This window comes from Erwinia magellanica (genome assembly GCF_039023495.1).
Taxonomy (GTDB): Bacteria; Pseudomonadota; Gammaproteobacteria; order Enterobacterales; family Enterobacteriaceae; genus Erwinia.
On the sequence record NZ_JBCHVC010000001.1, the window covers coordinates 1,308,569 to 1,331,432 of the forward strand.

Below are 22,864 nucleotides of genomic sequence, written 5' to 3' on the forward strand. Positions count from 1 at the left end.
GATTGGTTCCCGCTGACAGGCTGTGAATCAGCCAGAAAACAGGGTGTAAACTCCGCCCGTTTTTCTGGCTTTTTCTCAGCTCTCTTTCCATACAGCTCCCGAGCAGAGGCACTCCAGCCTCTTCTGCAAAACGAAATGAGCGTTAAGGAACCTCAGCGGTCAATATTTTTTATATGGATCAACTCCGCAAGGGTTAACGCAGGCCTCAGCAGAAGCTGCACACTCCCCGCCACAAACAGCCAGGTTCCAGCCGTCATCAGTGAATCAAAAAAGAAGAGTATGCTTCCGCCCAGAAACCAAGTGGCTATAAAAAGATCGTTCACCGCCCCCAGCGCCTTAAACTTGCGCTGAATAACAATGGCATCTGAACCAAAATCAAAAATTTTTTTACGACTACCTTTCGACATCTGAAAACCTTCCCAATCGTTTCTGTTTTCACTGCCCGCTATGTGCTTTCACCACTTCATCACCACCGCGTCGCCTGAGATTCAACCAGCGCTGGCGGGTGCCCTGCTCAAAAAATCTGCCCCTTGCGCTCAAAGCTGACTTTTATGGGCAGGAGCGATGAGCCGTGCACAGAAGCTTTGCTTAACTTGAGTTGTGCGGTATTCAGAACTAAACATAAGTAATGAATCGACAATTTGTGGAGAAAAACATGCAAAAAAAGAAATGGTTTGTTTCGTACGTCATCAAAGAAGAAGAGAAAGAGCACCAGACCACGCACGGCTTTTTTGAAGGAGAAGAGGTGGAAGAGGCACTGGAGCAGTATATCTTTAGCATTAAAGAGCTGATGAACTTAAAGACCAGTGAAATTACCGTGCTCTCAGTGAGCCTTGTTTAGCTTGTTGGCGGGGATAACAGAGGCTGTACAGAGTGCAGCCTGCGGAAAAATCCTCAGCTCGTTGCACTAATACAGAAGCATGCTGGTTAACCCCTGACCAACGCCCCCGGCATTGCGGGGGCATCAAGCGGCTTACGGGATCTGCGTGATAAACAGAATAGAACGCCGCTGCTGCTGACTCAGTTGATGGCGAATGGCGTGCATCCGGCCATATCGACGTGACTGCCCTTCCAGCCAGCGCGCCCGGCGGCGCTGAATCTGACGTGACATCCGCCAGCGAGCAACTTCATTTCTACTCCGTCTCATTTTACCCTCTACGCTTGAAAAACTCGCGCCGCATTATAGACCTTTCTCCCTTCAGGCCAAGTCCGATGACTATCACAGGAAAAGGTTTCGCCCGTTGTCATCACCACGTAAACTCCCTCTATTCACGTGTGAACAGGATTTTCACTGACATGACGACTTTTTATACCGTATTCAGCTGGCTGCTGATTTTTGGCTACTGGCTGCTGATTGCCAGCGTGACGCTCCGCATCCTGATGAAGCGACGCGCCGTGCCTTCTGCCATGGCCTGGCTGCTTATTATCTATATTTTGCCGTTGGTTGGGATTGTCGCTTACCTGTCGTTTGGTGAGCTGCATCTGGGGAAGCGCCGTGCCGAACGCGCCCGTACTATGTGGCCTTCCACCGCCAGATGGCTGAACGATCTGAAATCCTGTCATCAAATCTTTGCGCATGAAAACAGCGATGTGGCGCGTTCCCTGTTTCAGCTTTGCGAAAATCGTCAGGGCGTGGCGGGCGTCAAAGGTAACCAGTTGCAGCTTCTGACCTCAACGGACGATACGCTACAGGCGCTGGTGCGCGATATCCAGCTGGCACGTCATAATATTGAGATGGTGTTCTATATCTGGCAGCCAGGTGGGCTGGCCGATGAGGTTGCGGAGTCTTTAATGGCGGCAGCCCGCCGTGGCGTACATTGCCGCCTGATGCTGGACTCTGCCGGAAGCGTGCAGTTTTTCCGCAGCCCCTGGGCCGCGATGATGCGCAATGCCGGTATCGATGTAGTCGAGTCCTTAAAAGTCAGCCTCTGGCGTGTATTCCTGCGCCGGATGGATCTGCGTCAGCATCGTAAAGTGGTGCTGATAGATAACTATATTGCCTATACAGGCAGCATGAACCTGGTCGATCCCCGCTACTTTAAACAGGATGCGGGGGTGGGCCAGTGGATTGATTTAATGGCTAGAATGGAAGGCCCGGTCGCCACCACCATGGGGATTATCTACTCCTGCGACTGGGAGATTGAGACCGGTAAACGCATTTTGCCGCCGCCGCCCGACGGCAACGTGATGCCGTTTGAACAGGAGAGCGGGCACACAATTCAGGTCATCGCCTCCGGCCCCGGCTTCCCGGAAGATTTGATCCACCAGGCTTTACTGACCGCCGTGTATGCTGCCCGCGAACAGTTGATTATGACCACCCCCTATTTTGTGCCCAGCGATGATCTGCTGCACGCTATCTGCACCGCTGCGCTAAGAGGCGTCGAGGTCAGCATTATCGTGCCGCGCCATAACGATTCCCTGCTGGTGGGCTGGGCAAGCCGCGCATTCTTTGCCGAACTGCTGGCGGCCGGGGTGAAGATTTATCAGTTTGAGGATGGCCTGCTGCATACCAAAAGCGTGCTGGTTGACGGACAGCTTAGCCTGATTGGAACGGTTAATCTGGATATGCGTAGCCTGTGGCTTAATTTTGAGATTACGCTGGTGATTGACGATGATGGGTTTGGCGGCGACCTGGCACGCGTTCAGGACGATTATATTGCCCGTTCCCGCCTGGTAGATGCGCAACGCTGGTCAAGAAGAGCTTACTGGCAGCGTATTGTTGAACGACTGTTTTACTTCTTCAGTCCGTTGCTGTAAAACGAGCGAAATTGCACAGCGCCCGCACGGGCATTATGGGAATTGTTATGGATTTAAATAACCGCCTTACCGAAGATGAAACGCTGGAACAGGCCTACGATATTTTTCTGGAACTGGCCGTAGATAACCTCGATCCGGCCGACGTTATTCTGTTCAACTTGCAGTTTGAAGAGCGTGGCGGCGCCGAACTGTTCGACCCTTCTGAAGACTGGGCAGAGCATGTGGATTATGATCTTGACCCCGACTTCTTCTCTGAAGTGGTGATTGGGCTGGGCGATGCCGATGGCGAGCCGATCAACGATGTCTTTGCCCGCGTGCTGTTGTGCCGTGAGAAAGATCACAAGCTCTGCCATATTCTGTGGCGTGAGTAAATAAGCATAAAGAGAGGCCGGGCATTGCCCGGCCTTTTGCTGTTACAGCGGATCTACTTTCAGGCATGAGACGGCGTGGCGGAAACTGCCTTCCAGCAAAGGACGCGTTTTGGCACATTCCGGCCCGGCAATCGGGCAGCGCGTGCGGAACACACAGCCTGAAGGCGGATTGATTGGCGAGGGCAGTTCCCCCTCCAGCAGTTGAATGGTTTTGTTCTTTTCCAGATCCGGGTCCGGGATCGGCACCGCAGACATCAGCGCTCGGGTGTAGGGATGCTGAGGGTTCTGATAGACCTCATCATAGGTGCCTAACTCAACGGCATGACCCAGATACATCACCAGCACACGGTCAGAGATATGCTTTACCACCGCCAGGTCATGGGCAATAAAGATCAGTGACAGCCCCATCTCTCGCTGCAATTTCTGCAACAGGTTGACCACCTGTGCCTGAATTGAAACATCCAGCGCAGAGACCGGTTCATCACAGATGATCAGCTTCGGCTCAAGGATCAGTGCGCGGGCAATGCCGATACGCTGACACTGGCCACCGGAGAACTCATGGGGATAACGGTTGATCAGGTTCGGCAACAGGCCAACCTTCATCATCATGGTTTTGACCCGATCTTTGACTTCCTGACGCGCCATTTTCGGGTGGTAGGTTCTGAGCGGCTCGGCAATGATATCGCCAATGGTCATGCGTGGGTTAAGCGAGGCCAGCGGATCCTGGAAAATCATCTGGATATCGCTGCGCGCCCGACGCCACTCCTCTTCACTTTGTCCCAGCAGATCGCGCCCCAGCCAGGCTACGCGACCTTCGGTGGCCTGCACCAGACCAATAATGGCTCGCGCCAGCGTGGATTTGCCGCAGCCAGACTCGCCCACGACCCCCAGCGTTTCGCCTTCATAGAGCCGCAGGCTGACGCCATCAACAGCTTTCAGGGTTTTCGATGGCTGCCAGAACCATTGCCTGCCATCTTTGATATCAAAATGGACTTTGAGATCGGCAATTTCTAACAGCACTTTCTTTTCTGCTACGGCGCTCATACCAGCTCCTCCACAGGTTTAAAGCAGGCACGCAGGCGTCCTTCGCCAAATGGCTCAAGCGGCGGCATGGTGGAGCAGATCTCCATTGCATGCTGGCAACGTGGCTGGAACGGGCAGCCTTTCGGCAGACGCAGCAGATTGGGTGGATTACCGGCGATGGTAGTCAACGCGTCGCCTTCCGCATCCAGTCGCGGCACAGCATTGAGTAAGCCGATGGAATAAGGGTGTGTAGGCTGGTAGAAAACATCACGCGCCGTACCATATTCCATGGTGCGACCGGCATACATCACCAGCACGCGCTCGCAGATCCCCGCAACCACGCCCAAATCGTGCGTAATCATGATGATCGCGGTATTGAACTCCCGCTTCAGGTCGTTCAGCAAGGTCATGATTTGCGCCTGTACCGTGACGTCCAGGGCAGTGGTCGGCTCATCCGCAATCAGCAGTTTAGGCCTGCACAGCAGCGCCATAGCAATCATTACGCGCTGGCGCATCCCACCGGAAAATTCATGGGGATACATCTTCATACGCTTGCGCGCTTCCGGCATTTTCACCGCATCCAGCATACGCACAGACTCTTCAAACGCCTGCGCACTGTTCATGCCTTTATGCAGCTGCAACACTTCCATCAGCTGCTCGCCTACTTTCATATAGGGGTTGAGCGAGGTCATGGGATCCTGGAAGATCATCGCAACCTGTTCCGCCCTCAGCGTATTGAGCTGTTTCTCCGGCAGGTTGAGGATCTCCCTGCCGTTGAACAAGGCGGAGCCACCGATACGGCCATTGCTCGCCAGCAGGCCCATCAGGGCAAAAGCCGTCTGCGATTTGCCCGATCCCGATTCACCTACGATGCCCAGCGTTTCACCCGCACGCAGGCTGAAATTGAGATCGTTAACGGCAGTCACATCACCGTCAGGCGTACCAAAAGTGACGCGGAGATCTTTTACGTCGAGAAGAAGGTCGGTTCCCGTTTTTTTTGCCACAGGCATATCAATTACGCTCATCGGGAGACTCCTTAACGATCTTTCGGGTCGAGGGCATCACGCAGGCCATCGCCGATAAAGTTGAAACAGAACAGCGTCACGACCAGGAAACCGGCCGGGAACAGCAGCAGCCACGGAGAGACTTCCATTGAGTTGGCACCGTCGCTCAGTAAGGCGCCCCAGCTGCTCAATGGCTCCTGTGTGCCTAATCCCAGGAAGCTGAGGAAGGATTCAAACAGGATCATGCTTGGCACCAGCAGCGAGGCGTAGACCACTACCACGCCCAGCACGTTTGGCACGATATGGCGCAGGACGATATTAAAGGTGGAAACGCCGCCAACGTGTGCCGCTTCGATAAACTCTTTGCGTTTAAGGCTCAGCGTCTGTCCACGCACGATACGCGCCATATCCAGCCAGGAGACCAGACCGATAGCGACAAAAATCAGCAGGATATTGCGGCCAAAGAAGGTCACCAGCAGGATAACAAAGAACATGAACGGGAAGGAGTTCAGGATCTCCAGCAGGCGCATCATCACCGAGTCGGTTTTGCCACCCAGATAGCCCGCGAGCGAGCCATAGAGCGTGCCGACCAGTACCGCCACCAGCGCGGAGGCGATGCCGACCATCAGCGAAATACGCCCACCAATCGCCACACGAACCAGCAGGTCACGGCCCGATGAGTCGGTGCCGAAATAGTGTTTGGATACCATATCTGGTGCGGAAGACATCATGCCCCAGTCGGTATCGTCATAGGTGAATGAAGAGAACATAGGGGCGAAGATAACAAACAGGGCAATCACCAGCAGCACAATCAGGCTGGCAAGCGCGGCACGGTTATGGATAAAACGACGACGGGCGTCCTGCCACAGGCTGCGACCTTCGACCTCCAGCTTTTCGCTGAAGGCATCGAGAGCTTCGCTATTTTTTTTACTCAATATCATGGCGAGCTCCGGATTAATAACGAATTTTCGGATCAATGACGGCGTAGAGCACATCAACAATCGCATTAAACACAATGGTCAGCACGCCCACCAGAATGGTGAGGCTGAGTACCAGCGAGTAGTCACGGTTCAGCGCGCCGTTGACAAAGAGCTGTCCGATACCCGGCAGACCATAGATGGTTTCAATCACCATAGAGCCAGTAATGATACCGACAAAGGCCGGGCCAAGATAAGACATTACCGGCAACATTGCTGGTTTCAGCGCATGACGCAGCACGATGCGGTGCATCGGCAGCCCTTTCGCGCGGGCCGTTCGGATAAAGTTGGAGTGCAGGATCTCAATCATGGAGCCGCGGGTAATACGCGCGATACTGGCGATATAGGCCAGCGACAGCGCCACCATCGGCAGGATCATATATTTCACCTCGCCGCCGTTCCAGCCTCCGCCGGGTAACCACTTCAGCGCAATGGCGAAGACCAGTACCAGCAGTGGCGCCACCACGAAGCTCGGGATAACCACCCCGGTCATCGCTACCCCCATGACAACGAAATCCCATTTACTGTTCTGCTTCAGGGCAGCGATAACCCCCGCAGAAACACCCAGGATCACCGCCAGCAAAAAGGCCGCCAGGCCGAGCTTGGCAGAAACCGGGAAGGCGTGGCCGACCAGATAGTTAACCGAGTAATCTTTGTATTTAAACGACGGACCGAAATCACCATGAGCCAGCTGGAACAGATAGTCGCCATACTGCTTCCAGATCGGATCGTTGAGATGGTATTTAGCTTCGATATTGGCCATCACTTCAGGCGACAGCGTGCGTTCTCCGGTAAAAGGGCTACCGGGCGCCAGGCGCATCATAAAGAAAGAGATGGTAATCAGAATAAGTAACGTCGGAATCGCTTCCAGACACCGACGAAAAATAAATTTTAACATTGCCCGTACCTGCTGGCTTGTGCCTCAGCACTGCTCAAAATAGACACACAGGGGGAAGGAGTCCCTTCCCCCTAATTTTTGCCATTAATGTTTAATGATGTAGAGATTTTTGTCGTACACGTTGTCCAGCGGATCTTTACCGGTGTAACCACCGATGTAGGTTTTCACCAGACGGGCGTTCACGTAATAGTAGACTGGCACGATAGCAGAGTCTTTATCGAGGATCTGCTCAGCTTTAGCATAGAGATCGCTGCGGCCCTTCTCGTCACTCGCCTTAGCAGACTCAGCCATCACTTTATCAAATGCCGGCGACTTGTAATGGGCGGTGTTAGAGCTGCTGTTGGAAATCATAGTATTCAGGAAGGAGCTGGGTTCATTGTAATCCGCGCACCATGCCGCACGGGAAACGTCAAAGTTACCCTGATGACGCGTATCCAGGAAGGTTTTCCACTCCTGGTTATTCAGCTTGATGTTAACGCCCAGGTTTTTCTTCCAGATAGAAGAGGCGGCGATAGCGAGCTTCTTGTGCAGATCAGAGGTGTTATAGAGCAGCTCAAACGTCAGCGGCTTATCGGCGGTATAGCCCGCTTCTGCCAGCAGTTTTTTCGCTTCAGCGTTACGTTTCTCCTGCGACCAGCTGAACCACTCTGGTTTGGTCAGGTCGGCGCCATCAGTAGCCGGAGGCGTGTAGCTGTAGGCTGGCAGCTGGCCCTGAGCCAGAACTTTGTTCACCATGATATCGCGATCGATACCCAGCTTCAGCGCTTCACGTACACGAGGATCGTTGAACGGCGGCTTCTGGTTGTTAATTTCGTAGTAATAGGTACAGAGGTAAGGATCAACATGCAGCTCTTTCGGGTTATCGCGCTGTAACTTTTTAAACAGCTCGATTGGCATATTGTTGTAGGTCATGTCGCTGCCATCATTACTGAAATAGCGGTTAACGTCGCTGACCTCAGAAGAGATAGGCAGGAAAGTCACCTTATCCAGTTTGGTGTTGGCATTATCCCAGTAATCGGGGTTACGCACGACCACAATACGTTCGTTAATAACGTGCGATTGCAATTTGAAAGCGCCGTTGCCCACCCAGTTTTCCGGCTGCGTCCACTTCTCGCCAGCCTTCTCGATAGCTGGTTTATAGACCGGAGACATAGATGGGTGGATCAGCAGTTTGAAGAAATAGGGAACTGATTCGCTAAGCGTCACTTCCAGCGTATTGGCATCAATCGCTTTCACACCCAGCGTATCCGGGCTTTTCTTACCGGCGATGATCTCATCGATGTTTTCAAGATGGCCATACTGCAAATAGCTGGCATAAGGCGAAGCCGTTTTAGGGTCTGCCAGGCGCTGCCAGCTATAGACGAAATCTTGTGCGGTTACGGGTTCACCGTTTGACCATTTGGCATTTTTACGCAGATGGAAGGTCCAGACTTTACCCTCTTTGTTTTCCCAGCTCTCCGCCACGCCCGGAATCGGATGTCCCTGAACATCGCTGATCACCAACCCTTCAAGCAGGTCACGGCTTACGTTAGACTCTGGCACACCTTCAATTTTGTGCGGATCAAGAGACTGTACTTCGTCCCCGTTCCCTTTCACCAACTCCTGTTTCGCTGCCAATTCAGTGCCCGCCGGCACCGTAGCCGCCATTGCCAGATTCCCAGCCAGCGCAGTCATAACGCCAAGAGCAATCAGGCTTTTCTTCGTGATGTTGTTCATGAATTACCTACTCCAGTTTTTATTATTGCTAATGGGGTCTGTAACCATCAGCTACCCCCGTTTCCGGATTTCTGCCCGGCGCATCAGAACGATAATGCGCCGGGTCTTTTTATCCTGCTCTTCTCTCTCTGAAAGGAGGCTAATCCCTCTCAATGCCTGATGATGTAGTAATATTTGAGATCGGTCAGATCCTGCGGATCTTTACCGGTAAAGCCCCCTACCCAGGGCTTGACCAGACGCGCGCTTACCCGGTAGTAAACTGGCACAATAGCGGAATCATTATCCAACTGCCGCTCTGCCTGCTGATATATCGCTGCGCGCTCCCGATCGGAGACGGTCAGCGACTTTGCCATTAAGGCATCGAATTTCTCACTCTTGTAAAACGCCGTATTGTTTGAGGAATTGCTCAGCATGGCGTTCAGGAAGGTGGATGGCTCATTGTAGTCGGAGCACCAGGTAGCCCGCGCCACATCAAAGTTACCCTGATGGCGGCTATCCAGCATGGTTTTCCATTCCTGGTTATCCAGCGCTACTTTAGCCCCCAGGTTTTTGCTCCACATAGAGGCAGCCGCAATGGCCTGCTTTTTATTGACGTCGGAGGTGTTATAGAGCAGACGGAACGTCAGCGGTTTTTCGCTGCTGTAGCCTGCTTCAGCCAGCAACTTTTTGGCCTGGTCATTACGCTGCTGCTGGGTAAGCTTCATCCAGTCCGGTTCGGTCAGCTCAGCGCCATCAATAAAGGGAGGCGTAAATCCGCCCGCCGGGATCTGTCCCTGCCCCATAATTTTTTCGGTAATAATGTTTCGATCGAGCGTCAGCTTCACCGCAGTACGTACACGCGGATCGTTAAACGGCGCGCGCTTGTTGTTCAGCTCATAGTAAAAGGTGCAGAGCAAAGGACTGATATGCACCTGAGCGCCCAGCGTTTTTTTCAGCGTTGGAAACAGGTCCGGTGGCAATGCGCTGTTGGTCATATCGATTTCACCGCTGCGATAGCGGTTTACGTCGCTGGCTTCTGACACAATCGGCAGGAACGTAGCGCTATCGATCACCGTTTTCGCGTTATTCCAGTAGCCTGCATTGCGCCTGAGGACGATTTTTTCGTTAATTACCCACTCGCTCAGCGTGTAAGCGCCGTTACCCACATAGTGTTCTGGTTGCGTCCACTGGTCGCCCCACTGCTCAATCGCTTTACGATTAACGGGCTTCAGTGACGTATGCCCCGTCAGGGCAATAAAATAGGGAACCGGTTCACTGAGCGTAATCTGCAAATGATGCGCATCCAGTGCCTTGATACCCAGCGCATCCGGCTTTTTTTTGCCGCTCAGAATGGCGTCAATATTTTCTATATGCGCATATTGCAGATAGCTTGCATAAGGAGAAGCGGTTTTTGGATCGACCAGGCGCTGCCAGCTGTAAACAAAATCCGCAGCGGTGACAGGCTCGCCGTTACTCCATTTGGCCTCTTTACGTAGGGTAAAGGTCCAGACTTTTCCCTGTTCGCTCTGCCAGCTCTCTGCGGCACCAGGCACCACATGGCCCTGGTTGTCAGTGGTCGTCAGCCCTTCAAGCAGATTAAGAATAATGTTGCTTTCAGGTACGCCCTCTATTTTCTGCGGATCCAGCGATGAGACTTCACTGCCGTTATTGATGGCTATCGCCTGCTGCTCTGCCAGTTCAACGCCTGCTGGCACCGTGGCGGCTACTGCGCTTCCTGTAAACACCCCTGAGAAAACCAGCAGGGAAACAGGCAGTGACTGACGTGGACATGAAAGAAATTTCATTAAGCGTAACTACCTGTGTTCGTTAATCTGCGGACGGACCGGAAAAAGAGGAGTTATTTGCACATCCGATGCCAGTTTTGCCGACCAGCCCCAAAAACTATCAGAACGCTGATTTATGCGCCAAAGCAAAATAACAAAAATGTTAACTAATTCTCTTTTATCACATTTATTTAATATTCAGAAACGTTATTTAACGGGAAAAAATAACGCATAAGCTTATGAATTTAAGCTGTTAAATAGGGTGATTGTTGATAATTCAGGCATAAGCGCGACACCAGACGATGCTAAAATGAACAGTTTTGCTGGCAACAGGCTGTTTTTGGAATTTAAAATGGCACTGGGCGAGAAAGGCAGTGTATCGCACTGCCTTATTATGGATTTATCCCCATTTTATTATTGTTAAATAAATCACATACAGGCAGGAAAGCGTTCTTAATGAGAGCGTTACATGATTTTGCAGTAGTGGCATTAATATCAGTGAAAGAATATTAAGCCAGTTGAATAACCGCACCAGATTGGGGCATAAAAACCTGGCAAGGCACTATTATGGTGCTCCGTAACAGAGCAGACAGAAAAAAAGCGCAGAATATGCGCTTTTAACAGCCTTTTGCAGTAGGGGATGCGACTAGTTAACCAGGCCCGGAAACAGCGCTTTGATGCCGGTGACCACAAACTCAATCCCCAGCGCCATCAACAACAACCCCATAATACGGGTTATCACGTTGATGCCGGTTTGGCCTAGCACCCGCACCATCAGAGGAGCAGCGCGGAATAAAAGCCAACAGCAGAAGGCAAACAGCGCAATGGCCAGGCTGAAACCCAGCAAATTCAGCCAGCTGTGATAACGCGTACTCCAGACGATAGTTGAACTGATGGCGCCCGGCCCCGCCATTAAAGGAAGCGCAAGCGGCACCACGCCAATACTTTCGCGAATGGCAGTCTCAGACTTCTCCTGCTTGTTCTGCTTATCTTCCCCCAGCTTGCCACTGATCATCGACATAGCAATGGTCACCACCAGAATCCCGCCTGCAATACGGAACGAATCAATAGAGATGCCGAAAATGTGCAGGATAGAGTCCCCCAGGAACAGGGATGTCCACAAAATGATCGCTACAGAGAGATTAGCGGTCATGTTGGTTTTATTACGGGCAGCAGGAACCTGATAGCTGGTCATGCTGATGAACACGGGAATAATGCCAACGGGATTCACCAGGGCAAAAAGGCCAACAAAAAACTTGATATAGCCAGAAAGGTCTAACAGTGCCGGGTTCACGCAACGCTCCAGAAAGGGCCAGATTAATGGCGGCTAATGTAATGGAAAAGTGGGTCATAAGCTATGGGGTCATACTCGAATTATCACCTGGATTTTCCGGCGATAAGCAACATTTATCACTACCTGTTGGCGCTTTTCAGGCTTATCTCTCGCAGGGAGTAACCCTTAGTGAAATATCTTTTCCCTCCGCGCCGGGTATTTAGCTGAAACCGCCAGCTGAAAGGTGTCAGCTTGATCCAGATCAAAATATGCCTACTCCGAAGTGAGTAAGCTCAGAGGCAACAAAAGAGGCTGAATAAGTAGACGCCCGCTCGCTTAGCTGGAGTGACGCGAAGACTCTTTCAGTAAACCTGTAGAAGCGCATTTGAGTTAATTTCAGCTTGTTAATGGCAGATCACCACACGTTAACAACGCCTGACTATACTCCTAGGTTCTGACTTGTTTACTAATAGAGTTTAAACTTCCATCAGGAGAGCATAATGGCCGTTACTAATGTAGCTGAACTTAACGCACTGGTTGCCCGTGTTAAAGAAGCCCAGCGCGAATACGCCAATTTCACTCAAGAGCAGGTCGACAAAATTTTCCGTGCCGCAGCACTGGCTGCAGCAGATGCCCGTATCCCACTGGCCAAAATGGCGGTGGCAGAGTCAGGCATGGGGATTGTTGAAGACAAAGTTATCAAAAATCACTTCGCCTCTGAATATATTTATAACGCTTATAAAGATGAAAAAACCTGCGGGATCCTCAGTACCGATGAGACCTTCGGCACCATCACCATCGCTGAACCCACTGGTCTGATTTGCGGTATTGTTCCTACCACCAACCCAACATCTACAGCAATTTTTAAAGCGCTTATCAGCCTTAAAACGCGTAACGGCATTATCTTCTCGCCTCACCCAAGAGCCAAAGATGCGACCAATAAAGCCGCGGATATTGTTCTACAGGCGGCCATCGCAGCGGGCGCGCCTAAAGATATTATCGGCTGGATTGATGTGCCTTCCGTTGAGCTTTCCAACCAGTTAATGCATCACCCTGACATCAACCTGATTCTGGCTACAGGCGGACCGGGTATGGTGAAAGCAGCTTACAGTTCTGGTAAACCTGCCATCGGTGTAGGAGCAGGTAACACGCCGGTTGTGATTGACGAAACAGCCGATATCAAACGCGCTGTCGCTTCTATTTTGATGTCCAAAACCTTCGATAACGGCGTGATTTGTGCTTCTGAACAATCTGTCATTGTGGTGGATGCCGCTTATGACGCCGTGCGTGAGCGTTTCGCCAGCCATGGTGGCTACATGCTGCAAGGCCAAGAGTTGAAGGCGGTGCAGGATATCATTCTGAAAAACGGTGGCCTGAATGCGGCAATCGTAGGCCAGCCGGCGGTGAAAATTGCTGAAATGGCGGGTATCTCTGTTCCAGCCAGCACCAAAATCCTTATCGGTGAAGTTGAGCTGGTTGATGAGTCAGAGCCTTTTGCCCATGAGAAGCTCTCCCCTACTCTCGCCATGTACCGCGCGAAAGATTTCCAGGATGCCGTCAGCAAGGCTGAGAAGCTGGTGGCGATGGGCGGTATCGGTCATACCTCCTGCCTGTATACCGACCAGGATAACGAGCGTGAACGCGTCAACTTCTTTGGCGACAAAATGAAAACCGCGCGTATTCTGATTAACACCCCGGCTTCTCAAGGGGGCATCGGTGACCTGTACAACTTTAAACTCGCGCCTTCACTGACGCTGGGCTGTGGTTCATGGGGTGGTAACTCCATTTCTGAAAACGTCGGACCTAAACATCTGATCAACAAGAAAACCGTGGCTAAGCGAGCAGAGAATATGTTGTGGCACAAACTTCCCAAGTCTATCTACTTCCGCCGCGGTTCACTGCCTGTCGCCCTTGAAGAAGTGGCAACCGACGGAGCCAAACGCGCGTTTATCGTGACTGACCGCTACCTGTTCAATAATGGTTATGCAGACCAGGTGGTCTCCGTGCTGAAGTCACACGGTATGGAAATTGAAGTGTTCTTTGAAGTAGAGGCTGACCCTACCCTGAGCATTGTACGTAAGGGCGCAGAGCAGATGCACTCCTTCAAGCCTGACGTCATTATCGCGCTGGGCGGTGGTTCGCCGATGGACGCAGCAAAAATCATGTGGGTAATGTACGAGCATCCAGAGACCCATTTTGAGGAGCTGGCGCTGCGCTTTATGGATATCCGTAAACGCATCTACAAATTCCCTAAAATGGGCGTGAAGGCAAAAATGATTGCCATCACCACCACTTCCGGTACAGGGTCAGAAGTCACACCGTTTGCCGTGGTGACCGATGATGCAACGGGTCAGAAATATCCGCTGGCTGACTATGCGCTGACCCCGGATATGGCCATTGTCGATGCCAATCTGGTGATGAACATGCCGAAATCTTTGTGCGCCTTTGGCGGCCTGGATGCGGTAACCCACTCCCTTGAGGCTTACGTCTCTGTTCTGGCTAATGAATATTCAGACGGTCAGGCTCTCCAGGCGCTGAAATTGCTCCAGGAAAACCTGCCAGCCAGCTACAACGAAGGCGCGAAGAACCCTGTAGCCCGCGAACGCGTGCATAACGCGGCGACTATCGCCGGTATCGCCTTTGCTAACGCCTTCCTGGGAGTGTGCCACTCAATGGCGCATAAACTTGGCTCTGAGTTCCATATCCCACACGGTCTGGCAAACGCCCTGCTGATCAGCAACGTTATTCGTTATAACGCCAACGATAACCCAACCAAGCAGACTGCTTTCAGTCAGTACGACAGACCACAGGCTCGTCGTCGCTACGCAGAGGTGGCAGACCACCTTCGTCTCAGCGCACCGGGCGACCGTACTGCGCAGAAGATTGAGAAGCTGCTGGCCTGGCTGGAAGAGATGAAGGCGCAGCTGGGTATTCCGAAATCAATCCGTGAAGCTGGCGTGCAGGAAGCGGACTTCCTGGCGAAGGTCGACAAACTGGCAGAAGATGCCTTTGACGATCAGTGTACCGGCGCTAACCCACGCTATCCGCTGATTGCTGAACTTAAGCAAATTATGCTGGATACCTTCTACGGCCGCGAGTATCAGGAAGTTTTCGCCAATATGGCTGAAGCGCTGGAAGCTCAACCGGCAGTTGCTGGAAAAACAGACAAGAAAAGTAAAAAGTAAATAAAGTGTAAATATAAGCCCGCCGCCAGGCGGGCTTTTTATTTCCGCAAATGGTAAGGGAAATTAATCAAGAAGCAGTAATTACTGTAGTATTAATGTCACGTTACGTCACCCACGTCCCTGCGCTTATTTAACGCCCTGAATGCCATGCACAGCCTGCAAACATCCCGACTCGATAGCCGCCTTGTAATGCTTTCTGCATACGGATACATAACGCTCATTACCACCTATAACCACCTGTTCACCCTCTTTATAAGGCGCACCATTTTCATCCAGCCGTAATACCATCCCCGCCTTTCTGCCACAGTGGCAAACGGTTTTTAATTCTACCAGCTTATCTGACCAGGCTAACAGATAGTGACTACCGGTAAATAATTCCCCGCGAAAATCTGTTCGTAATCCATAACATAGTACAGGTATATCCAGATTATCCACAACATCAGAGAGCGCTTTTACCTGATCACGTGTCAGGAACTGACTCTCGTCGACCAGTACACAGTGTACCGGTTCCATTCTGTGTAATGCGGCAATTTCTTCATAAAGTGCCGTATCGTTATTATAAAGTTTTGCTGGTGAAGATAGCCCTATTCTGGAGCTTACCTGTGCCGTGCCGAAACGGTTGTCTATCTCGGCTGTATAGACCACAGTGCGCATTCCCCGCTCCTGATAGTTATAGGAGGATTGCAGCAGGGCGGTTGATTTGCCGGCATTCATCGCCGAGTAGTAAAAATAGAGCTGAGCCATCAGCCTTTACTCCGTACAAAGGTTCAGTTGAGTGGGCAGAATTGTAGCATATTGACTCCCTCTCCCGGCATTTTTAGCAAACGTGTAACGCGGTAAGTTAACAATTTCCTTGATATATAACGACGGCAATGTTGTTGAAATACACTTGTTTTTTAACAGTAAAGTCATTTCAGCTTCGCGACGATTTAAGGAAATTATTGCCTGAAAACTGGAGCCTGCGCCTTTAATAGACGACAGACTCCTTCAGCCTGAAGCGACAAATCATTAAAACGAGAATGGTTTTACCGGAAAGAAAACTATATACGCCTTCTTAAGTACACAGGGGTTAACCATTCGACGAAATAGGCTATGAAAGTCGGCTTTATTTTGCGCACGAATGAGATTTCTGCCAGGGTAATTACAAAAGTAAAGATTGCCTCACTGCCGTTATTCTGAATTCCTTACAAAATTAACTATTGCAGTTCTTATTTGTGCACTCTATTATTATCGGGCAGAACATGTCCCCCACCTAAATAATTTTTGAGATTCATATAATGAGCGAAGCACTTAAAATTTTGAACAACATTCGTACCCTGCGTGCTCAAGCCAGAGAATGTACACTGGAAACGCTGGAAGAGATGCTGGAAAAGCTGGAAGTTGTTGTTAATGAACGCCGTGAAGAAGAGAGCCATGCTCAGGCTGAAATCGAAGAGCGCGCCAGAAAATTGCAGCAATATCGTGAAATGTTAATCGCAGACGGTATCGATCCGAATGAACTGCTCTCAACACTGGCTGCGGTAAAAGCACCGGGTAAAGCAAAACGTGCTGCCCGCCCTGCTAAATACAAATATACTGATGAAAATGGCGAAGCCAGAACCTGGACCGGCCAGGGTCGTACGCCAGCGGTAATCAAAAAAGCTATCGAAGAAGAAGGTAAGCAGCTGGACGATTTCCTGCTGTAATTGCCCGTTAGTGCTTTCAGCAATGAACCTCTCTGTGCGGCAGGTATTTTGACTGACGAAAGCATATCGACAGAAGCCAAAAAAAAGGAGCCGAAGCTCCTTTTTTTTGTTTCCGTTTAAGCTTAAACCTTATAAAAAGATCGATACCAGCTGACGAACCTGGCAACTCCCTCTTCAACGCTGGTCTGGGGCTTAAAGCCTGTAACTTCATATAATGGCTGGGTGTCTGCACTGGTTTCCAGCACATCGCCTGGCTGCATAGGCAACATATTCTTTTTAGCAGCTATCCCCAGCGCCTTCTCCAGCGCCTCAATATAGGCGAGCAGCGTAACAGGATTGCTGTTCCCTATATTGTAGACCCGGTAAGGTGCAGAACTGGTCGCGGGGCTGCCCTGCTCCACTGTCCAGCTTTCATCCGCCCTGGGAATAACATCTTGCAGGCGCACAATGGCCTCGGCGATATCGTCGATATAAGTGAAATCACGACGCATCTGACCATTGTTATAGACATCAATCTGTTCACCGGCGACCATTGCGCGCGTGAATTTGAACAGAGCCATGTCCGGACGTCCCCAGGGACCATATACGGTGAAAAAGCGCAGTCCGGTGGTGGGTATTCCGTACAGGTGAGAATAGGTATGGGACATTAATTCGTTGGCTTTCTTTGTCGCTGCATACAACGAAACAGGATGGTCAACGGAATCGTCGGTAGAGAATGGCATTTTACGGTTCAGCCCATAAACAGAACTGGATGAAGCGTATAATAAATGCCCAATTTTATGATGACGGCATCCTTCAAGAATATTCAGATGGCCAATAAGGTTGGCATCCGCATAGGCTAGAGGATTTTCAATGGAGTAACGTACGCCAGCCTGTGCGCCAAGATGGATAACCCGCTCAAATGCACCCTTGCTGAAAAGCTCAGCCATGCCTTCACGATCGGCAAGATCGAGCTGAATAAAGGTGAACAGAGGGTGGGGTTTAAGTAAATCAAGGCGGGCGAGCTTCAGGTTTACATCGTAATAATCATTCAGGTTGTCGATTCCGACAACCTGGTGACCGGCAGACAACAGGCGTTTTGCAACGTGAAAGCCAATAAATCCTGCTGCGCCGGTAACCAGATATTTCATACTGCCCTCGTTAATTATGCAATTTGGATAGAAGCGCCGCGGCCGATTGCATAATAAACAAAACCGCGCTTGCTGATTCTTTCTGGATCATACAGGTTACGACCATCAAAAATCACGGGTTCTTTCAGAGCATTTTTAATGACATCAAAATCCGGGGCGCGGAAGTTTTGCCATTCAGTACAGATCACAAGGCCATCAGCACCCTGTAGGGCCGCTTCTTTGGTTCCCATCAGCTTCAGATCGCTGCGGTGGCCATAGATGCGCTGCGCTTCGTCCATCGCTTCCGGATCGAATGCCTGAACGGTTGCACCAGCCTGCCACAGCGCTTCCATCAGTACGCGCGAAGAGGCTTCACGCATGTCATCGGTATTTGGCTTGAAAGAAAGCCCCCACAGCGCAAAAGTTTTGCCCTGCAAGTTTTCACCGAAGTGACGTTTGATGAAAGTTGGCAGCTTGTTTTTCTGCGAATCATTGACGTCTTCAACCGCTTGCAGCAGACGTGGCTTATAGCCAATTTGTTCTGCTGTGCGGATCAGAGCCTGAACATCTTTCGGGAAGCAGGATCCACCGTAGCCGCAGCCAGGGTAGATAAACGAATAGCCGATACGGGAGTCAGAACCGATGCCCTGACGCACTTTTTCGACATCTGCACCCAGACGTTCTGCCAGGTTAGAGATCTCATTCATAAAGCTGATTTTGGTTGCCAGCATGCAGTTTGCCGCATACTTGGTCAGCTCAGCACTACGAATATCCATTAAGATCATGCGATCGTGATTGCGGTTAAACGGCTCGTAAAGCTCGCGCAGCAGTTCAACCACTTCATCGTTGTCTGTACCCACTACAATACGCTCAGGACGCATACAGTCGTTGACCGCTGCACCTTCCTTGAGGAATTCCGGGTTAGAGACCACATCAAACGCGATATCAACACCACGTGTTTTCAGCGCTTCTTCCATTACCGCACGAACGCGGTCGGCTGTACCAACAGGAACAGTCGATTTGTCGATAACCACTTTGTGGTCATTCATGTGCTGTGCAATGGTACGGGCTACGGCGGTAACATATTTCAGATCCGCTGAGCCATCTTCATCCGGAGGCGTACCCACGGCGATAAACTGCATCGTACCGTGGTTAACACCCTCTTCAGCATTGGTGGAAAACTTGAGGCGACCGCTCTCATAGTTTTGCATCACCAGCGGCGTCAGGCCCGGTTCAAAAATAGGAATGATCCCTTTCTTCAGATTCTCGACTTTAGCTGCGTCGACATCGATACAAAGAACGTCATGTCCGACTTCGGCCAGAACCGCAGCCTGAACCAGACCAACATAGCCGATACCAAATACGGTGACTTTCATTGAATTGTCCCGGTTAGAAATTAAACTTACTTACTATTACCAACAGTGCTTTCGAGCCACTCTTTAAAGTCGCTGCCCAGCGATTCGTGACGTACACCGTACTCAACGAAAGCCTGCATGTAGCCCAGCTTATTACCACAGTCATGGCTTACGCCTTTCAGGTGATAAGCTTCAACAGTTTCTTTTTCCATCAGCATAGCGATGGAGTCAGTCAGCTGGATTTCATCGCCAGCACCCGGAGGGGTTTTTGCCAGCAGAGGCCAGATATCTGCTGAGAGAACGTAACGTCCTACTACTGCCAGATTAGAAGGCGCTTTGTCTGCTTTAGGCTTCTCTACTACGCCGACCATTGGCGCGCTTTCACCTGCTTTCAGTTCTGCGCCCTGGCAATCTACCACGCCATAAGCGGTCACGTCGGCTACTGGCTCAACCATAATCTGGCTGTGGCCGGTTTCATCGAAGCGACGCATCATATCGGCAAGGTTTTCCTTCTCCAGATTTGATTCGTATTCATCAATGATAACGTCTGGCAGGATAACGGCGAAAGGCTCGTTACCTACAACCGGGTAAGCACACATGACTGCGTGGCCCAGGCCTTTTGCCAGACCCTGACGAACCTGCATGATGGTGACGTGTGGAGGACAGATTGACTGGATCTCTTCCAGCAGCTGACGCTTAACGCGTTTTTCCAGCATAGATTCCAGTTCGAAGCTGGTATCGAAGTGGTTTTCAATGGCGTTTTTAGAGGAGTGCGTTACCAGCACAATCTCGTTAATTCCTGCTGCGATACATTCGTTAACGACATACTGAATTAACGGCTTATCAACCAGCGGCAGCATCTCTTTTGGAATGGCTTTGGTTGCAGGCAACATACGCGTTCCCAAACCTGCTACCGGGATAACCGCTTTTTTTACTTTGGACTTATAGGCAGACATCTAAGTACCTCTCTTTATATAGGCCGTTCAAGTTATTACTTGATATGTCGAGTTAAAAACGAGATGAGTATAACAGTGGAACCCTGACGGATTTATCCTGGATGAACCCTTTCAGCGTAAATTAAGACTATTACCCAAGTGTAAGGCTTAACTTTGGCCCTGTCTGCCTGCGGCAGACAGAAATTATAACCGCATGCTTAATCTGTGGACAACATCAGGCGCAGCCTGCCTCCAGCGCCCCAAACCTGACACTGCCAGGTTTCGCAACGCTGGCTGATTTGGTTTAAATGCGTGGAACCTAACGTACCAAGGGGCACACCGTTACTGAGTTGGATTTGATGGGTATTTACGTTGAGTGTGGCGTTTAATCCGGCAGAAACCAGGATCAGGTTTTTTAAACCCTGATGATAATAGCCCACCAGTAAGGGGAACTGGCCTTTGAGATTGGCTTGCCGTAAGAGAAGGTTAACCTGTTTTAACAGGCCATTTAATTCTGGCAATCGCTGAGCCTGACCCGAAAGTTGATCCTGCAATAAGCCATTAAATAGGGCTCTTAACAGCAGCGCGGCAAGAACGCCATTATCCCCTGCACGCGTCACGTCCAGACAATAAAACGCCAGGTCTTTTTCAGAGAGAGCGGCAATATCCAGCACCAGACCTGGCTGCTCGGCCATGGTCAGCTGGCGATAATTAATGCGACAGTTGGCAATGGTTTGTTGAACAGGCGGCTGCAACTGCTTAAGCAGCTTTGAAGCGGCATGCGGATCGCGCACCAGCGCATCCCAGTCCTGAAAGAGTTGCTCATCCTCCTCCACTTTAGAGGTGAACATAGCGGGATAGAGGCATTCGAATACCGCTTCACGCAGGCGAGCGAGATCTTTAAGCGGCTTCAGTAAAACATCCTGGACGCCAAGACGCAGTACATGAGCGATATCGGCCATATTCTCCGTGGCGGAGATCACCAGAATAGGCAAAGAATTGCCCTTACTACGAAGATGCTCAACCAGCTTAATGCCATTCATTCTTGGCATAGCCAGGTCACAGATGATGAGATCGTGAACCGTATGATTCAGTTTTTCCAGCGCCTGAACACCATCATCCGCCAGCGTCAGCTCTGCGCCAAGCGAACTTAAATAGTTGTCCAGAAGAGAGCGGAAAACGACTTCGTCTTCAACAATCAGAATCTTTTTTCCGCTTAATGGCTTGTCCATTATCCCCCCCTGTACACCGGATTAGTCAATAGTGGCTCATAAACCACATTTTCGCCTGTAAGAATTGCCTCAAGTCTCATTTTTCACTCATCCGGCAACTCTGCGTGACGAACCAGCGGGAGTAATTCATCCATTTTCTTCTCTACTGCCACTCTGCCTGCCTCAATGGCTTCCTCTGCACGGTGAAAGTCCAGCGTGGAGATCTGCGGACAAAAAGGTTGAATCAGTACGTCCGGCGGATCGCCCGCCATTCGGTTCCTTTTCAGACGGTTTTCAAGCACCTGAATGGATGTAGTCATGATTTCCATTGCGCCCGGCGTCTGATTAATTTTGCGCTGAGCCATTTTTGACAGACTCTGACGCAGCCGCCCTCTCCAACTTGTGGCCGCCGCATGCTCTTCTTCCGCAGTTTGCGGCGTGACGGAGAGCAAGTCCTGTTGCATCAGGTGCGCATCATGCTGAAGATCAACAGCAATTACAATATCTGCGCCCAATGCACGCGTCAGAGAAATCGGTACGGGATTGACCACCGCGCCATCCACCAGCCAGTAACCATTATGGGCCACCGGGGCCAGTAAACCGGGCATACTGCATGAAGCCCGCACCGCCATATGCAAGTCACCCTCTGTCAGCCACAGCTCGCGTCCGGTACTGAGATTAGTTGCAACAGCACCAAAGCGCATGGCGCACTGTTCAATATGCTCATGATTGACCAGCCGGCGTACGTGGTTAAAAACGCGCTCGCCGCGCAACAGTCCTCCACGGCGCCAGGAGAAATCCATAAGACGGATAACATCCCAGTAGCTGAATGAGCGGACCCAGGTTTCAAGGACGGGCATTCTCTGGCTGGCATAAGCAGCGCCGACCAGCGCCCCTACAGAGCACCCCGCAACCACATCCACCTTGATCCCAGCGCGCTCAAGCGCGTTGATCACGCCTATATGCGCCCATCCTTTGGCAGCACCCGACCCCAGTGCCAGTCCAATTTTTACCTGTCTCATTCAACCTCTGAGTTGCTTAACTTACAAATGGCATCAGGGGTGTTGCTCAGTTACCATAATGCCCAATTCTCTCAGCCTTCATACTTCCTGGAGTCAACTTGTCGGAACTTTGCCCCTGCTACAGCGGAAAGCAGTATAGCGTATGTTGCCAGCCCTTTCTAAACGGCCAGGCCATCCCTGCCACGCCCGAGGCGCTGATGCGCTCTCGCTACAGTGCTTACGTGCGGCAGAACGCCGATTATCTTATCGCGACCTGGCATCCTTCCTGCCAGCCGCAGCAACTCCATACCACTCTTGTCCAAAGTTTTGCCGCAACAAGATGGCTAAGTTTACAGATTATCACGGCAGAAGAAACTGGCGATAAGTCCGAAGGCTACGTGACATTTTTTGCTCGTTTTTCTGAAAATCAGCGCGAAAGCTTTATTCATGAGCGTTCCCGCTTTATTCGGGAAGAAAAACGCTGGTACTATATCGACGGAACGTTCCCTGAAACAGGGCGTAATGACCGGTGCCCTTGCGGTTCTGGCAAAAAATTCAAGAAATGCTGCGGCCAGTAAGGTCGCTCACCTCATAAGAATTG

General features: G+C 51.0%; 21 protein-coding genes. 6 read left to right on the top strand and 15 right to left on the bottom strand.

Going from position 1 to position 22,864, the window contains the following annotated elements:
* Positions 1-152: 152 nt before the first annotated feature.
* Entirely contained in the window at positions 153-407 is a 255-nt protein-coding gene (locus tag AAH450_RS05945) for a YrhK family protein (RefSeq protein WP_342909353.1), read from the bottom strand.
* A gap of 248 nt (positions 408-655) precedes the next feature.
* Here AAH450_RS05945 and AAH450_RS05950 point away from each other — a divergent pair, with 248 nt between their 5' ends.
* A complete protein-coding gene (locus tag AAH450_RS05950) occupies positions 656-841 on the top strand; it encodes a hypothetical protein (RefSeq protein WP_342909354.1) in 186 nt (61 codons plus the stop codon).
* Between the two features lie 132 nt (positions 842-973).
* Here AAH450_RS05950 and AAH450_RS05955 read toward each other — a convergent pair whose 3' ends face one another.
* Complete coding sequence (locus AAH450_RS05955) at positions 974-1,147, bottom strand: YciY family protein (protein ID WP_342909355.1); 174 nt, start codon at positions 1,145-1,147, stop codon at positions 974-976.
* 149 nt (positions 1,148-1,296) lie between these two features.
* Here AAH450_RS05955 and cls point away from each other — a divergent pair, with 149 nt between their 5' ends.
* Both cls and AAH450_RS05965 read left to right on the top strand, forming a co-directional pair.
* Positions 1,297-2,757, top strand: coding sequence for a cardiolipin synthase (cls, locus tag AAH450_RS05960; protein WP_342909356.1), 1,461 nt, complete (start codon positions 1,297-1,299; stop codon positions 2,755-2,757).
* 41 nt (positions 2,758-2,798) lie between these two features.
* A complete protein-coding gene (locus AAH450_RS05965; protein WP_342909583.1) occupies positions 2,799-3,128 on the top strand; it encodes an HI1450 family dsDNA-mimic protein in 330 nt (109 codons plus the stop codon).
* 42 nt (positions 3,129-3,170) lie between these two features.
* Here AAH450_RS05965 and oppF read toward each other — a convergent pair whose 3' ends face one another.
* The 7 genes from oppF to AAH450_RS06000 all read right to left on the bottom strand — a co-directional run bounded on the left by oppF (position 3,171) and on the right by AAH450_RS06000 (position 11,803).
* A complete protein-coding gene (gene oppF / locus AAH450_RS05970; protein ID WP_342909357.1) occupies positions 3,171-4,172 on the bottom strand; it encodes a murein tripeptide/oligopeptide ABC transporter ATP binding protein OppF in 1,002 nt (333 codons plus the stop codon).
* Positions 4,169-5,176, bottom strand: coding sequence for an ABC transporter ATP-binding protein (oppD, locus tag AAH450_RS05975; RefSeq protein WP_342909358.1), 1,008 nt, complete (start codon positions 5,174-5,176; stop codon positions 4,169-4,171). Before oppD ends, oppF begins: the two co-directional genes overlap by 4 nt.
* Before the next feature lie 11 nt (positions 5,177-5,187).
* Complete coding sequence (gene oppC / locus AAH450_RS05980; RefSeq protein ID WP_342909359.1) at positions 5,188-6,096, bottom strand: oligopeptide ABC transporter permease OppC; 909 nt, start codon at positions 6,094-6,096, stop codon at positions 5,188-5,190.
* Positions 6,097-6,109: 13 nt separating this feature from the next.
* Positions 6,110-7,030, bottom strand: a complete 921-nt coding sequence (oppB, locus tag AAH450_RS05985) for an oligopeptide ABC transporter permease OppB (RefSeq protein WP_318790311.1) — start codon at positions 7,028-7,030, stop codon at positions 6,110-6,112.
* An 84-nt stretch (positions 7,031-7,114) separates the two neighbouring features.
* A complete protein-coding gene (oppA, locus tag AAH450_RS05990; protein WP_342909360.1) occupies positions 7,115-8,746 on the bottom strand; it encodes an oligopeptide ABC transporter substrate-binding protein OppA in 1,632 nt (543 codons plus the stop codon).
* A 149-nt stretch (positions 8,747-8,895) separates the two neighbouring features.
* Positions 8,896-10,530 (bottom strand): ABC transporter substrate-binding protein, encoded by a 1,635-nt coding sequence (locus tag AAH450_RS05995; RefSeq protein WP_342909361.1) that lies wholly within the window; start codon positions 10,528-10,530, stop codon positions 8,896-8,898.
* A gap of 625 nt (positions 10,531-11,155) precedes the next feature.
* Positions 11,156-11,803 (bottom strand): YchE family NAAT transporter, encoded by a 648-nt coding sequence (locus AAH450_RS06000; protein ID WP_342909362.1) that lies wholly within the window; start codon positions 11,801-11,803, stop codon positions 11,156-11,158.
* A gap of 479 nt (positions 11,804-12,282) precedes the next feature.
* On the opposite strand from AAH450_RS06000, the gene adhE reads away from it, so the two are divergent.
* Positions 12,283-14,967 carry a bifunctional acetaldehyde-CoA/alcohol dehydrogenase gene (adhE, locus tag AAH450_RS06005; RefSeq protein WP_342909363.1) on the top strand — a complete coding sequence of 895 codons (2,685 nt, stop codon included), beginning with the start codon at positions 12,283-12,285 and terminating at the stop codon, positions 14,965-14,967.
* A 126-nt stretch (positions 14,968-15,093) separates the two neighbouring features.
* On the opposite strand, the gene tdk is transcribed toward adhE, so the two are convergent.
* Positions 15,094-15,711 carry a thymidine kinase gene (tdk, locus tag AAH450_RS06010; RefSeq protein WP_342909364.1) on the bottom strand — a complete coding sequence of 206 codons (618 nt, stop codon included), beginning with the start codon at positions 15,709-15,711 and terminating at the stop codon, positions 15,094-15,096.
* Between the two features lie 533 nt (positions 15,712-16,244).
* Between tdk and hns the strand changes: the two genes are divergently transcribed.
* On the top strand, positions 16,245-16,652 hold the full coding sequence (gene hns, locus AAH450_RS06015; RefSeq protein WP_342909365.1) for a histone-like nucleoid-structuring protein H-NS: 408 nt from the start codon (positions 16,245-16,247) through the stop codon (positions 16,650-16,652).
* 122 nt (positions 16,653-16,774) lie between these two features.
* Here the strand turns inward: hns and AAH450_RS06020 are convergent, their stop codons facing one another.
* From AAH450_RS06020 to rssA, 5 genes are all read right to left on the bottom strand, one after another.
* The gene (locus tag AAH450_RS06020) at positions 16,775-17,782 is read right to left on the bottom strand and encodes an NAD-dependent epimerase (RefSeq protein WP_342909366.1); all 1,008 of its coding nucleotides are present in this window, start codon (positions 17,780-17,782) and stop codon (positions 16,775-16,777) included.
* A 14-nt stretch (positions 17,783-17,796) separates the two neighbouring features.
* Complete coding sequence (locus AAH450_RS06025) at positions 17,797-19,137, bottom strand: UDP-glucose dehydrogenase family protein (RefSeq protein ID WP_342909367.1); 1,341 nt, start codon at positions 19,135-19,137, stop codon at positions 17,797-17,799.
* Positions 19,138-19,163: 26 nt separating this feature from the next.
* Entirely contained in the window at positions 19,164-20,072 is a 909-nt protein-coding gene (gene galU, locus AAH450_RS06030; protein WP_342909368.1) for a UTP--glucose-1-phosphate uridylyltransferase GalU, read from the bottom strand.
* A gap of 197 nt (positions 20,073-20,269) precedes the next feature.
* Entirely contained in the window at positions 20,270-21,283 is a 1,014-nt protein-coding gene (gene rssB / locus AAH450_RS06035) for a two-component system response regulator RssB (RefSeq protein ID WP_342909369.1), read from the bottom strand.
* Positions 21,284-21,366: 83 nt separating this feature from the next.
* The gene (rssA, locus tag AAH450_RS06040; protein WP_342909370.1) at positions 21,367-22,284 is read right to left on the bottom strand and encodes a patatin-like phospholipase RssA; all 918 of its coding nucleotides are present in this window, start codon (positions 22,282-22,284) and stop codon (positions 21,367-21,369) included.
* 98 nt (positions 22,285-22,382) lie between these two features.
* On the opposite strand from rssA, the gene AAH450_RS06045 reads away from it, so the two are divergent.
* Positions 22,383-22,841: a YchJ family protein gene (locus AAH450_RS06045; protein ID WP_342909371.1), complete on the top strand. Its 459-nt coding sequence runs from the start codon at positions 22,383-22,385 to the stop codon at positions 22,839-22,841.
* Positions 22,842-22,864 lie beyond the last annotated feature (23 nt).

Bases quoted from the DNA above. Each gene is read 5' to 3' on its own strand.
- AAH450_RS05945 (WP_342909353.1), bottom strand. From the start codon at position 407: ATGTCGAAAGGTAGTCGTAAAAAAATTTTTGATTTTGGTTCAGATGCC.
- AAH450_RS05950 (WP_342909354.1), top strand. From the start codon at position 656: ATGCAAAAAAAGAAATGGTTTGTTTCGTACGTCATCAAAGAAGAAGAG.
- AAH450_RS05955 (WP_342909355.1), bottom strand. From the start codon at position 1,147: ATGAGACGGAGTAGAAATGAAGTTGCTCGCTGGCGGATGTCACGTCAG.
- cls (WP_342909356.1), top strand. From the start codon at position 1,297: ATGACGACTTTTTATACCGTATTCAGCTGGCTGCTGATTTTTGGCTAC.
- oppF (WP_342909357.1), bottom strand. From the start codon at position 4,172: ATGAGCGCCGTAGCAGAAAAGAAAGTGCTGTTAGAAATTGCCGATCTC.
- oppD (WP_342909358.1), bottom strand. From the start codon at position 5,176: ATGAGCGTAATTGATATGCCTGTGGCAAAAAAAACGGGAACCGACCTT.
- oppC (WP_342909359.1), bottom strand. From the start codon at position 6,096: ATGATATTGAGTAAAAAAAATAGCGAAGCTCTCGATGCCTTCAGCGAA.
- oppB (WP_318790311.1), bottom strand. From the start codon at position 7,030: ATGTTAAAATTTATTTTTCGTCGGTGTCTGGAAGCGATTCCGACGTTA.
- oppA (WP_342909360.1), bottom strand. From the start codon at position 8,746: ATGAACAACATCACGAAGAAAAGCCTGATTGCTCTTGGCGTTATGACT.
- AAH450_RS05995 (WP_342909361.1), bottom strand. From the start codon at position 10,530: ATGAAATTTCTTTCATGTCCACGTCAGTCACTGCCTGTTTCCCTGCTG.
- adhE (WP_342909363.1), top strand. From the start codon at position 12,283: ATGGCCGTTACTAATGTAGCTGAACTTAACGCACTGGTTGCCCGTGTT.
- tdk (WP_342909364.1), bottom strand. From the start codon at position 15,711: ATGGCTCAGCTCTATTTTTACTACTCGGCGATGAATGCCGGCAAATCA.
- hns (WP_342909365.1), top strand. From the start codon at position 16,245: ATGAGCGAAGCACTTAAAATTTTGAACAACATTCGTACCCTGCGTGCT.
- AAH450_RS06020 (WP_342909366.1), bottom strand. From the start codon at position 17,782: ATGAAATATCTGGTTACCGGCGCAGCAGGATTTATTGGCTTTCACGTT.
- AAH450_RS06025 (WP_342909367.1), bottom strand. From the start codon at position 19,137: ATGAAAGTCACCGTATTTGGTATCGGCTATGTTGGTCTGGTTCAGGCT.
- galU (WP_342909368.1), bottom strand. From the start codon at position 20,072: ATGTCTGCCTATAAGTCCAAAGTAAAAAAAGCGGTTATCCCGGTAGCA.
- rssB (WP_342909369.1), bottom strand. From the start codon at position 21,283: ATGGACAAGCCATTAAGCGGAAAAAAGATTCTGATTGTTGAAGACGAA.
- rssA (WP_342909370.1), bottom strand. From the start codon at position 22,284: ATGAGACAGGTAAAAATTGGACTGGCACTGGGGTCGGGTGCTGCCAAA.